This is a genomic window from Sphingobium sp. ba1 (genome assembly GCF_000743655.1).
Lineage (GTDB): Bacteria > Pseudomonadota > Alphaproteobacteria > Sphingomonadales > Sphingomonadaceae > Sphingobium.
The window spans coordinates 1974623-1986905 of record NZ_JPPQ01000069.1 but is presented as its reverse complement, the minus strand read 5'-3'; the positions used below and the strand labels follow the sequence as shown (position 1 = coordinate 1986905).

The 12283-nt window shown below is 62.4% G+C and carries 8 protein-coding genes, 1 pseudogene and 2 riboswitches; of the genes and pseudogenes, 3 read left to right on the top strand and 6 right to left on the bottom strand.

Features of this window, described 5'->3' with window-relative positions; genetic code table 11:
• The 5 genes and pseudogenes from IL54_RS12680 to IL54_RS12660 all read right to left on the bottom strand — a co-directional run.
• Nucleotides 1–786: cobalamin biosynthesis protein CobG (locus tag IL54_RS12680; RefSeq protein ID WP_037478590.1), on the bottom strand; the 786-nt coding region annotated here is incomplete at its 3' end.
• Complete coding sequence (gene cobN, locus IL54_RS12675; RefSeq protein WP_037478587.1) at nt 783–4067, bottom strand: cobaltochelatase subunit CobN; 3285 nt, start codon at nt 4065–4067, stop codon at nt 783–785. The genes IL54_RS12680 and cobN, both read right to left, overlap by 4 nt.
• Before the next feature lie 10 nt (nt 4068–4077).
• On the bottom strand, nt 4078–5115 hold the full coding sequence (gene cobW / locus IL54_RS12670; RefSeq protein WP_037478584.1) for a cobalamin biosynthesis protein CobW: 1038 nt from the start codon (nt 5113–5115) through the stop codon (nt 4078–4080).
• 182 nt (nt 5116–5297) lie between these two features.
• Nucleotides 5298–5526, bottom strand: a riboswitch (cobalamin riboswitch).
• A gap of 87 nt (nt 5527–5613) precedes the next feature.
• Nucleotides 5614–6660 carry a HoxN/HupN/NixA family nickel/cobalt transporter gene (locus tag IL54_RS12665; protein WP_052027683.1) on the bottom strand — a complete coding sequence of 349 codons (1047 nt, stop codon included), beginning with the start codon at nt 6658–6660 and terminating at the stop codon, nt 5614–5616.
• Between the two features lie 81 nt (nt 6661–6741).
• Nucleotides 6742–8732 (bottom strand): annotated as a pseudogene (locus tag IL54_RS12660) (TonB-dependent receptor).
• A gap of 218 nt (nt 8733–8950) precedes the next feature.
• A riboswitch (cobalamin riboswitch) is annotated at nt 8951–9184 on the bottom strand.
• A gap of 568 nt (nt 9185–9752) precedes the next feature.
• On the opposite strand from IL54_RS12660, the gene IL54_RS12655 reads away from it, so the two are divergent.
• On the top strand, nt 9753–10346 hold the full coding sequence (locus tag IL54_RS12655; protein ID WP_037476113.1) for an alpha-ketoglutarate-dependent dioxygenase AlkB: 594 nt from the start codon (nt 9753–9755) through the stop codon (nt 10344–10346).
• 10 nt (nt 10347–10356) lie between these two features.
• Here the strand turns inward: IL54_RS12655 and IL54_RS12650 are convergent, their stop codons facing one another.
• Nucleotides 10357–10569: a DUF6961 family protein gene (locus tag IL54_RS12650; protein WP_037476111.1), complete on the bottom strand. Its 213-nt coding sequence runs from the start codon at nt 10567–10569 to the stop codon at nt 10357–10359.
• A gap of 325 nt (nt 10570–10894) precedes the next feature.
• Here IL54_RS12650 and IL54_RS12645 point away from each other — a divergent pair, with 325 nt between their 5' ends.
• Together IL54_RS12645 and IL54_RS22285 are read left to right on the top strand one after the other, a co-directional pair.
• Nucleotides 10895–11440: an RNA polymerase sigma factor gene (locus IL54_RS12645; protein WP_076605507.1), complete on the top strand. Its 546-nt coding sequence runs from the start codon at nt 10895–10897 to the stop codon at nt 11438–11440.
• A 1-nt stretch (nt 11441) separates the two neighbouring features.
• The coding region (locus IL54_RS22285; RefSeq protein WP_193378848.1) for a FecR family protein at nt 11442–12283 on the top strand (842 nt) is incomplete at its 3' end.

The following is a 12283-nucleotide window of genomic DNA, read 5'->3' as shown; positions in this document are numbered from 1 at the left end:
CGGGCTAATCCGCACCCCCCCGGCAGACGATCCCTCCATCACACCAGCCAGTATCGGCGCCTCTATCCGGCCGAACGGCAGGCCATAAGCCCAGCCCAGATCATGGATGCCGGGCGCGATGCGAGCAGCCGACGGCGCGGGCAGAATGTCGCCACAGGCCCATTCGGGCAGGGCAACCGTGTGCCGGGCCATGCGCCCCGCTTCCGCGCCACCGCTGGCAGAAAACCAGTGTGCCAGCGCGATCAGGGCGTCCACTTCCTGACCTGCGACAACTGCAACACCGCCCGGATGGCCATCGGCGCGCAGGATCAGGCCGCCTTTTTCGTCGCGCTCGATGCGGAAATCGCCCACCTCGCCGTGCAGGGCGCAGGCCCGACCAGCATCGATAACGAAGCCCATCTTGCCCGGAAGATCGGGCAACTCATCCAGCCGGGTCAGCAACGCGCCCGCAATGCGATGGCTGTCATCACCGACCCGCCAATCCGGCGCGACCAGAATGTTGCGTCGCTGTTCGATGACGGGGTCACCGTCCACCAGATCGAGCGTCAGCAACCGGTCGAGCAGCGCCTGCCAGCCGGTATCGCGCACCCCACGAAGCTGGAGATTGGCGCGGGCGGTGATGTCGATCAGGGCATTGCCATGCGCGATGGCGGCATCGCACAGGCCCAGCACTTGCGCGCGGGTCAGGCGGCCAAGCCGCGGCTTTACCCGCATCAGCAACCCGTCGCCCGCGATCATCGGGTGCCACGCATCGGGGCACCAACCCCTCACCATAGGCCCGGTCATGTCCGGTCCTCATGGCTGGGCAGGCTGGCGAGGATGGAATTGCGCCGGGTCTGCCACAGCCCGGCGGCATGGAGCGCTGCAAAGCGGGCTTCCATCGCCGCCAGCGCGCCGGGATTCTCGCGCACAAGAAACGCGCGAACATCGGCTTGGCCCAGCGTCGCATCGTGATAGAGATCGAACAGATGCGGCGGCACGCTACCTGAAAGGTGCGCAAAGGCGCCCATATGATCCAGCGTCGCGGCCAGTTCCGCGCCCCCGCGAAAACCATGCCGCATCATGCCTGCAACCCAGTCGGGATGGGCGGCACGGGCACGGACCACGCGGGCGATCTCTTCGGTCAGGGTGCGCGCGGCCGGCTTCAGCGGGTCGCGACTATCGAGGTGATAGAGCGCTGCCGTCCCGCCTGTCAGCGCCTTGGCAGCGGCAAAGCCCGCCTCATGCGCGGCAGAGTCCGCGGCCAGCAGCAGATCGGTTTCCGGCAAGTCCTGAAGATGAACAAAGGCGTCTGCCGCTTCGACGCGCCGACGCAGGCCCTCAGGATCGGGCGTGCCCCCGATCGCATCGGAGGTTGCGTCAAACGCATGATCCGATGCCGCCAGCCATGCCTCTCCGGCCGAGCGTCGCGCCGCATCGGTATAGACCTCGGCCGCATCGCCAAGGCCAAGGCCATAACTCCCCGGCGCCGGTCCATAGACTCGCGGGGCCGGCGCCTGCCCCGCAAAGGGGTTCCAGTCCGCCGGTTCGTCCCGCAAACACAGCGCTCGCACCGCCTGTCCGAACAACATGGGCAGCGCCGGGAAGGCATCGCGGAACAGGCCTGAAACCCGCAGTGTCACGTCGATGCGCGGCCGGTCCAGCAGCGCCAGCGGCAGAATCTCAACGCCCGCCACCCGTTCGGATGTCATGTCCCACAGCGGTTTTGCGCCGAGCAGGTGCAGCGCCATGGCGAATTCCTCGCCCGCCGTGCGCATCGTGGCCGATCCCCACAGATCGACCACCAGCCCGCGCGGATAATCGCCATGATCCTGCAAATGCCGCCGGATAAGTTCCTCTGCCAGTGTCACGCCTTGCGCGTGGGCCGCGCGTGAAGGCACCGCCCGCGGGTCTATTGCATAAAGGTTTCGCCCGGTCGGCAGCACATCGCTGCGCCCGCGAAACGGGGAGCCGGAGGGACCGGGCGGAACGCGCCGTCCGTCCAGCGCCGTCAGCAATCCGGCCCGCTCGGCTGCGCCCTGATCGCCCCGCCCGAACACATGCAGCCCGTCACCGAACTGGCTGTCCTTTACATCGCAAACGAAGCGATCGATCCGGGTGATCGCCTCAACCAGCGTGGCCGCGCCATCAAGGCCCAGTTCCGCCTCCAGCCCCAGCACGCGCGCTTCGTCGCGGATGCTCGCTTGCAGGCGGTCGCGGCGGGCCGGGTCCAGCCCGTAAGCGTTGGAGAATTCATCCAGCAGCGCCTCGATCCGGGCCAGCCCCGCGCCGCTTTTAGTTTGCACCAGTGGCGGCGGAACGTGTCCGATAGTAACCGCACCGATCCGGCGTTTGGCCTGCGCAGCTTCTCCGGGGTCGTTGACGATGAACGGATAGATCACCGGCATCGCGCCGATCAGCGCCTCGGGCCAGCAAGCGCCAGACAGCGCGACCGATTTGCCCGGCAGCCATTCCAGCGTGCCATGCGCGCCGATGTGGACCAGCGCGTCGCTGCCCCGTTCGCGCAGCCACAGATAGAACGCAACATAGCCATGGCGCGGGCAGCGGGACAGATCGTGATAGTCCCCGTCTCGATGGACGCGCTCGCCGCGTTCGGGCTGCAAGGCGACCAGCGCGCTGCCGATGGACAGCGCGGCAAAACGGAACGCGCCGTCAGCGACTGCCACATCGGCTTCCGGTTCGCCCCACGCGGCATGAAGATCAGCGCGCAAGGTCTCGGGCAATGCCGCCTGCGCCTTGCGATACGCGGCCAGCGGCCAATGCTGATGTTCGCTTTCAAGGCGCGCGCCCAGATCGGTCTGGCCATCCGTGGCATATCCCGCCTCGGCCAGATCGGCCAGGGTCGCCTCGGCTGAGGCGAGCGCATCCAGCCCCACGGCGTGGGCCATCTGGTATGCCTTGCCGGGATAAGTCGACAGGATCAGCGCAACCCGCCGATCGGCAACCGGCCTTTGCGAAAGGGCGATCCAGCCTGCCACGCGCGCAGTGATCGCCTCGATCCGGTCGGGATCGGCGCGGTGGACGGTGCGGGCAAAACCTAGTGCGGGATCGCGCGCACCCGCTTCCTTGAAGCTGGCGACCCCGGCAAAGACCCGGCCGTCAATTTCGGGCAAGACCACGTGCATGGCGAGGTCTGCGGGGGACAGCCCGCGCGAAGCCGCTGCCCAGCCGGTGCGGCCCGACGTGGCCAGCGCCAGTTGGAACACGGGAACGCCCGCGCCATCGAGCGGGGTATCGCCGTCTTCGCCACGCGCGGAAAAGGCGGTGGCGTTGATGATCGCCGCCGGGCCAAGGCCGCGCACCCAGCGGTCCACCTGATCGCGCACCTGCGGGGCTTTCAGCGAGGGGACGAAGATCGACAGTGCGTCAAAGCCGTGCCGGTCGAACGCGGCATGCAGGGCGGCAAACGGGTCCAGATCGTGGGCGGTCAGGTAAGAACGATAGAAGATGATCAGGACCAGCGGTCGTCCGGGATTGCGCGCAAAGGATTCAGGATCGACGACGCCCCGGTCGGGATGCCAACCTCCCGCCATAGGCAGCGGCTCGCAATTTTGGGGAGGGGTATCGATCAGCCCTGCCAGCCGTGAAAGCGCAACAAGCGCCGCCTGCGCCGCCCCTGCACCGCCGGCATCGCACAATTGCGCAAGGCTTCTCAAAGCAGGCACGGGGACGGTCGAAACTGCATCCAGCCGCCCGTCCTCCCAGCCGTCGCCGGGCAGCACGGCCAGCGCGATGCCTCGCGACCGGGCCAGAGCCTCCACTCGTTCCAGCCCGTAACTCCAATAGGGCGTACCGCCAATCAGCCGGATCAGGATCGCCTTCGCACCTGACAGCGTCCGCTCGACATAGGTGTCGACCGATAGCGGGTGCATAAGCGCTGCCAGATTGGCGAGCCGCAGCGAAGGAAATGTCGCATCGTCTGCACGGGCCTGATGCCATGCCGCCGCGAACGCCCCCAGATCGCTGTCCGAAAAGGACAGGACCACAAGATCCGCAGGCTCTTGCCCCAGATCCTGCGGGACGGCGGTTTCCTCCATCCCGTGCGTTTCGCGGAAAATGACGTGCATCGCCTGCGCCTTACGCCAGCAGCACCGCGCGAATGGCGTCTGGATCGACATGATCGTGCTCAGCAATGGCGACCAGCGTGGTGCGGCGCGGCTCGTCAGGCCGCCACGGACGGTCGTACTGGTGGCGCACCCGCGCGCCTACCGCCTGCACCAGCAGCCGCATCGGCTTGCCCGCAACGGCGGCATAGCCCTTCACGCGCAGGATATGGTGATCGCGCGCCAGCGTTTCGATCCGCGCGACAAGGGCCGCCGGATCGGCAATTTCGCCCCATTCGATAACGGCGCTGTCAAAATCATCGTGTTCGTGATCATCATCCCCATCATGGTGCGATGGGCGCGCGGCGATGTCGTCCTCGGCGGCGGCATCAAGCCCCAGAATCACGCGCGGATCGACCACGCCTTCGGTCAGTTCGATCACCGGCACCGGGCGGCCAAGCTCTGCCGCGATGATCGCGCGTGCGGCGGCAACGCCTTCGGGTCCGGCCAGATCAACCTTGGTCAGCAGGATCATATCGGCGCAGGCAAGCTGGTCCTCGAACACTTCGGACAGCGGCGTTTCGTGATCGATGCTCGGATCGGCGGCGCGCTGGGCGTCAAGCGCGGCCACATCGGGCGCAAACCGGCCTGCCGCAACCGCCTCGGCATCGGCCAGCGCCAGCACGCCGTCCACGGTGATCCGGCTGCGGATCGCTGGCCAGTCAAACGCCTTGAGCAGCGGCTTTGGCAACGCCAGACCCGATGTCTCGATCAGGATGTGATCCGGGCGGGGATCAAGCGCGAGGAGCTTCTCGACCGTAGGAATGAAATCGTCCGCCACGGTGCAGCAGATGCAGCCATTGGCCAGTTCGACGATGTTTTCCGCCGGGCAGTCTGGAATGGCGCAGGATGCAAGAATGTCGCCATCCACACCCAGCGTACCGAATTCGTTGACCACCACCGCCAGCCTGCGGCCGCCCGCATTGCGGATCAGGTGGCTGATAAGCGTGGTTTTCCCCGCGCCCAGAAAGCCCGTGATGATGGTGACAGGCACCTTTGACAGGTCGGCCACAAGCAATTCCTCCGCGCGCCAGAGCGACAAACGGCGGGGCTTGCCGGACAAGTCCGGTCGGCGCGCGACGACGGGCGAGCGCGACAAAGCACCCGTTACCACGCGACCGTGCAGCCCCAGCCACACAGCTTCGTCGCTCAGACGGAGAGTTACCGTGCCGTGACCATCCCCTGGATCAGGCAAGAGCGACCGGTGCGCCGGCAGGTCTCCTGGCTCGCGGGTCACAGCTTGATGCACGCCTTCCCAGACTTGGCGCTTGCGCGCTGTCCAGTGGCCGCCCCTGAGTTCAGGAGCATATGCATCGCGCTATCCGCTTACAGTTGCAGGGACAGCCACGGATTTGGGAGCAAGCCCCCGCACCGCATTCCCGATTAAGCCCCTTGCGAGGGCACCGGCGCGATCATCGAAGGGCGGAATCAACCCGTCCTTCGCCATGCGCCCTAGACGAAGATCGGAGCCAAGCCAATTGATGATGTTGCTTCATGCAACGATGGACGATCAGGTAACGACAGAAACCTCGATCTCATCGAACCGCTTCCAGCGATAGATCGCGTAACTCGCCAGCCAACAGAACACGAAAAGTCCGATGATGGCGAAGCCCAGACCATTGAAATTTTCGCCCAATTCAATGGCGATCCGCCATGGGGCACCCGTAAGGGCCAGTTTGTCGCCAATCAGGGCCAGCGTTTCGATTCCACCAATGACAATCGCCACGATGGCCGAGATCAGGGTGATTGTGATGTTGTAGTAGAGCTTGCGGATCGGCTTCACGAAGGCCCATTCATAAGCGCCCAGCATCACCACGCCGTCCGCCGTATCGATGAGGGCCATACCGACCGCGAACAGGGCGGGCAGGACCAGGATTGTCCCGATCGACAGGCCATCGGCGGCCTGGCTGGCCGACATGCCCAGAATGGCAACTTCGGTTGCGGTATCGAACCCAAGCCCGAACAGAAACCCCAGCGGGGCCATATGCCAGCTTTTGTTCACAAGGCGGAACATCGGCCTGAACAGTCTGGAAAGCAGACCGCGCCCACCCAATAACAGATCAAGATCGTCCTCGACATAGCTGCCGCCTGCACGAACATGCGCAAAGGTCCGCCAGACAGAGCGCAGGATGACCAGGTTCATGCCGGCGATCGTGAACAGGAAAAGCGCGGAAATCACGGTTGCAATCACGCCGCCGATTTCCTTGAAGGCGCCGAACTGCGACAGCGCGCTGGCCGTCACCGCAATGATGATCGATGCTATGGCAATGATCCCGGAATGCCCGATCGCAAACCAGAAGCCGGCCGAAACCGGGCGCTGACCATCCTGCATCAGTTTGCGCGTCACATTGTCGATGGCCGCAATATGATCGGCATCGACCGCATGGCGCAGGCCAAGCCCCCAGGCAAGCACAGCGGTGCCGAGCATTAACGGCTGCGCATGAAACAGGCTGAATGCCCAGACCCAGACGCCAATGTTGGCGGCGATCAATCCGGCAAACAAGGCACCAATTCGTAGGCGCAGAGACAGGGATGGCAGTGTCTTCGTGAGGGGCATGATTGGCTCGGCGATTAAGGAATGTACAAACGGAGGATGGCGCAGCAGACGTGCTGCAGCGCCGCCCATCAAGGGATTTCGCTAGAAATTGACCTTTGCGCCAATCCTCACGGTTCGAGGCTCGACCACACGACTCAACCGGCCTTCCACCGGAGCACCTGCATCAAAGGCGGGGATGTAGGACTCGTAATAATAGGCGATGTCCTTGTCCCGGCTGTCGAAGATGTTCAGCACTTCTCCAAATATCTCGACCTTCTTGCCCGTCCACGCGGCGCGGGCATTCATGACGGTGCTGCCCCGATCCCGGACACTGTTGTCCTCGACAAGCGGAGAAGGTCCGAGGTGGCGCACCCGAATGCTGGCTTCCCAGGGATCAAGAATGATGGCGGCACCGGCTGAAGCCGCGTTCTCAAATGCATTAGGGATGTGATCGCCATTGTCGAAGCGGGCATGGCTGGCAGTATAGTTTCCATCAAGCGCAAGCCACGGGAACGGCCGCCAGAAGGCGACGATTTCATAGCCATGACACCCACTGGCACCCGACGTTCAACAGCATTGGAATCGCCAATGAAACGAAGCTCGCTGCCGACATGCAGCCACCAGTAAGTCGCGGTTAACGTGACCCCGGAGAATTGAAGGCGTCCCCCCAGTTCCTTGCCGATGCCGCGAACGAGAACCGGAACAGGCGTGCCCCTGTTTACCGCACCCCGAACGTCGTTGGAATGGAATCCACGGACCCAGTTGGCGTAGAGTTCAAGTTGCGGCGTAACCTGATAGGCGATCGAGACCTTAGGTGAGAGAATCGACGCCGAGCCACTGCCTTCTCCCAGCGACGCCGCAACCACATCTCGTGCACGCACGGAATAGTGATAATAGTCCCCGCGAAGACCACCTGTCACACGCAGTCCAGCCAAGAGTTTCCAAGCGACTTCGCCGTAGAGCGCGGAAGACAATTCCCCGACCTGATAGTGCCCGAGAGATTCAAGAAATGTGCGGACAGCCGTTCGATCGACACCAACATTCCCGATGGCATCGTATCTGTTTTCGGTGCCAAGGCTCACAGCCAGACTGTCAGCGATTTCCCAATTTTTTTGAGCGGACAGCCCTAGTACCCAATGCCGGTCGAACTGCTTGATCTGCGCGCTTGTGCCATCCGGATCGGTGTAAGTGGGGTTCGACAACATCGACCAGTCGTAAAACTGGGCATAGACATTGGCGCGCCATGTCGGTTGCTTGACCGCGATGTTAGCCACCTGGCGCGTCGTCTCACCCCGCGCGGAAGGATCTGGAGAGCAGAACACATCCGCACACAACGCCGTGCCGATAATGCGCTCCGGGATTTGCTCGGTAGGGTGCCATGTCGCCCGGTAGGCATGGAGAGATGCCTCCAATGTGCCCGCACCGCTCGGCATGCTATATTTCGCGAAACCCGAGTAATGGCGAAGACGTTCAGTTTCCTGCCACGGTCCGTCGTAGGTCTTGGCCTGAGCGACAAGCGTGAGATCTCCCACGCCCACGTCGTGCACTGTTCCGCCTACGGCGACGCGGCGCCAACCATATGAACCAGCCTCGGCCGATGCCCACGGCCGGTGGTAACCCTTGATGGTCATCATATAGGCTGCTCCCGCCAGAGCGAAATCACCGCCGTCGGCGCGATAGGGCCCTTTACGAAAATCCTCCCGGCCCACGATCTCCGGAATGAGGCCGTTGAGGTCGAGATAGCCGTGACCGTGTCCGTGTGTGCGAAAGTTCATCTGCAGTTCATCGATATAGGTGGTGAAGTCAGACCCATGGTCGAGGTTGAAACCGCGCAGGAAATACTGGTTGGCTTTGCCGCTCCCCGAATGCTGGGCTGCAACCAGCCCGGGCACCGCTTCCAGCAGTTCCGCCACGCGGAGAAGTGGCCGCACGAGGACATCGGCCCCTCCGACGCTTCCCTCGCTGGCTGATCTGGCAGTGCCGATCATGGCCTCACCACGACCGAAAACCACGATGTCGTTGCCCGCCTCGACCGCGTCCGCGCTTGTTTGCGATCCCTTCTCAAAGGGTTCGGCAAAGGCTGGCGTTCCCATACAGATCAGCGCAAGTGCGCTGCTGGTAGTAATGGTCTTGATCACGAAATAGTCCTCCGGCGTCTTGCGACGTGGCCGGGGCATACCCGCGCGAACGGGCGAGCCGCGCGGCGGCCGGACGCCATGGGCGGCCGACGCACGTCTCCGATGCGGCCCCAGCCGCTCATTCGTCGCTCAGACGGAGTTCACCGTGCCGCAGCCATCCTCTGGACCAAGGCAAGAGCGACCAGACGCCGGCAGGTCTCCTGGCTCACGGGTCACAGCTTGATGCACGCCTTCCCAGACCTCGCATGATTTAGCGTCCGGCCCAGTGGCTGCCCCTTCAAAGAGGAGCCATGTACATCGCGCTATCCGCTTACAGTTGCAGAGACAGCCGCGGATTTGGAAGCAAGCTTCCGCACCACATTCCCGATTAAGCCCCTTTTGGGGGCACCGGCGCGATCAATGAAAGCCGAACTTGTCCGCCTCTCAATCCCTCGCCTAACTGAAGTGAACGGAAAAGCCAATAACGCTTGGAGCTGGGATTTAATCAACGATTACTGCATCCCGCGCCACCATTGCCATTGGCACGGCCAGAGCGCGCCAACCGCACGCACTCGCTTTGAATGGCGGGTTTTCCCTGAACCTGTCGTTGGCCATCGGACTCCTGTACGCCCGGAAGTGGTCGCGACCTGTCGATTAGCGGAAGGACCGCACCTAGGAACAAGAAATTGGCAGCTGAACGGCGACAAAGGGTCGGATTTTACGAAGCACACTTGCCCCTCTCTTAATCAAATGGGTGGGATCTGCACGGCCCAGCCTACTAAAATGGCTCGAACTTCATGGCGGCTCACTGATGATTACAGTTTTCCAAGCCGCACCGCACCTACCCCATTTGCCAAACAACATAAAATCAGTGTCGGAATCCGGTCAGTGCCCAAAACAGACTCGAATTGATCGAACGCTTTACGGACCGCGCTATCCATCAAAAAATCAGCTATGCGATTGCCTTGTGCGCGCAGGCTCCCAATCTAGACGTTGATGGCCAGCCTGTTCCCCGACCTGTTTGAGACTCCGAAAATCCCGGGCTTGTCCTATCGGGAAGACCTTATCTCCCGCGATGAAGAGTTGAGGCTGATCGACGGGATCGACGCATCCGCGCTCGAGCCGTTTCGTTTCCAGGGTTGGCTCGGCAAGCGCCTGACCAGTTCCTATGGCTGGCGCTACGACTTCGACGACGCACGCTTCGGACCTACAGATCCCATGCCGGATTGGCTGCTACCTGTGCGTGCAAAAGCCGCTGTCTTTGTCGGCCTTGAGCCCGCCAGCCTAGCCCAGGCGCTCCTCATCCGCTACGATCTTGGTGCCGGCATAGGCTGGCACCGTGATCGCCCGGTCTTCGACCATGTCGTCGGCATTTCGCTGGGCGTGTCGGCCCCCTTGCGTTTTCGGCGGCGCAACGCCAGCGGGTTCGATCGCGTCACCATTCCGCTCGCGCCGCGTTCGGTCTATCACCTTCATGGCGAAGCGCGGTACCAATGGGAACATAGCATAGCCGAAATGGGAGAGACCCGCTGGTCGATCACCTTCCGTACGCTCGCTGAGAAACTGACGGGCCGGAACATGATCAGATAGCTGCCCTCCTTCAATGCGCCATGGTGCCCGCATCGAGAAGCTGGTCCAAGCGCGTCGCAACGTCGAGCCACCGCGCAACACCGGCCTGATCACCCGCCAGCGCCAGCGTTCTTACTCTTTCTGCAATAAAGTCGCTCGTGTTCGCGCCATGCTGCCGTTCGACCGCCAGCGCTTCGGCCCAGCCTGGATCATGCTCGAGAGAATCGAAGCAATGCAGGATCAACGCTCAGCAGTACCACGGCCCAGCGTACCCATCAGGAATAACTATTCGTCTTGACCTCTTGATCTGCAGACTGGGCCGCGGCATCATAGGTCGGCAGGGGGGATTTTGCTGACGGCCCCGCTGTAGGATTATCCTGTCAGGCATAACTGACGCCCCTCTGATTTTTGGGGCGGTCGGAGCGACGGCCCGCCATCGCTTGAGACACACCTAGCTCAATCGCCCCCGGGATTCTCGGGACCGATTCTGTCGGCCTGTTGGCCAAGCTCGCGTGTTACGTCCTCTCCCCATCAATCGATCCCAGACGGATCGCGCTCAACCGCTTCCTATGCCCGACAAGCATCCAGGCGGCTCCCTATCTGTCGCAAAAGACAGCGCATACACGGCGATTCTAAGTGATACTTACAGCACAGAAGCTCCGGGCCTCATCCGCTATTTCAAGCAACGCATGCGGGATGACGAGGACGCCAACGATCTCATGCAGGAAGCATTTGCCAGGCTTGCAGCCCATATGCGTACGAAGATACTCGTTCATCCAGCGTCCTATCTGCAACGCATAGCCCGCAATCTTCTCGTGGATCGAATGCGCAGTGCGAGACGTGCGGCCGCGACCATAGGGCCGACGCTGGATGAACTACCCGAAATCGGCGCTGCCCCGGAGCAAAGCTTCGGAATCGAAAGGCAGGATGTCATGCGTCTCTACAAGGCGGCCGTCGATGGTCTCCCCGACCAGACCCGGCAAGTCTTCCTCATGCATCGGGTAGAGAATCTGACCTATCGAGAAATCGGTGAAAAGCTTAGAATCGCGGTCCCTACCGTTCAATATCATCTGGGCCGCGCACTGGCGCGTATCGCACAAGCTCTGGACGACTGACATGCTCGATGAACAAGAGAAGCGCTCCGCCATGCGCGAAGAAGCCGCATCCTGGTTCGCCGCGATGCAGGGTCCAGATGCCCAAAACCGCGACCAGGAATTCAAGGCATGGCTTGCCGCAGATCCAGACCACCGAATTGCCTACGCGCGGATCGCGGAAGTCTACAGCATAGGAAAGTCGCTGGTGTCGCCGACCAAAGCCGAAGCAGACGCTGCGCCGACGCACTCCCGACATGCGGTGGCTCTTGCTGCGGCGGTCGCTGTGATCCTGCTTTCCTTCTCTGCCATCGTCTGGATGCCAGCTGGCAATAAGGGCCAAAAGAACGGACCCGCAATCGTCGCCGACGCTGGGCATCATACCGCCGAATTCGCAAGCAGGGTCGGACAGATCCGTAAGCTTCAGCTTGCAGACGGATCAGAGATTACACTCGACACGGACAGCATCGTGTCGATGCGATTTACGCCAAGTTCAAGGTCGCTCCGCCTCGAGCAGGGCAAGGCTCGGTTCGAAGTGGCCCATGATAAGAGGCCGTTTATCGTTTCTGTCGGCGATGCCATCGTGACCGCTCACGGAACAGTTTTTGATGTCGGCTTCCGCTCGGACCAAACATATTTCGTCCGCCTCCTGCGCGGATCGGTGGACGTCGCGCGAGCCGACCATGTTGTTGGACACGATGTTACCAGCAAACCGAGATTGCTACGCCCCGGGCAGGTGGTCGAAGCTGGGAAATTTGGCGTGCGCGACCTACCAGCATCCTTCGCTCCAGCTGCAGGCGAAAGCTGGACCTCGAAAATGCGGCAGTTCGATGATGTAAGGGTGGGCGATCTCATCAATGAGGCAAA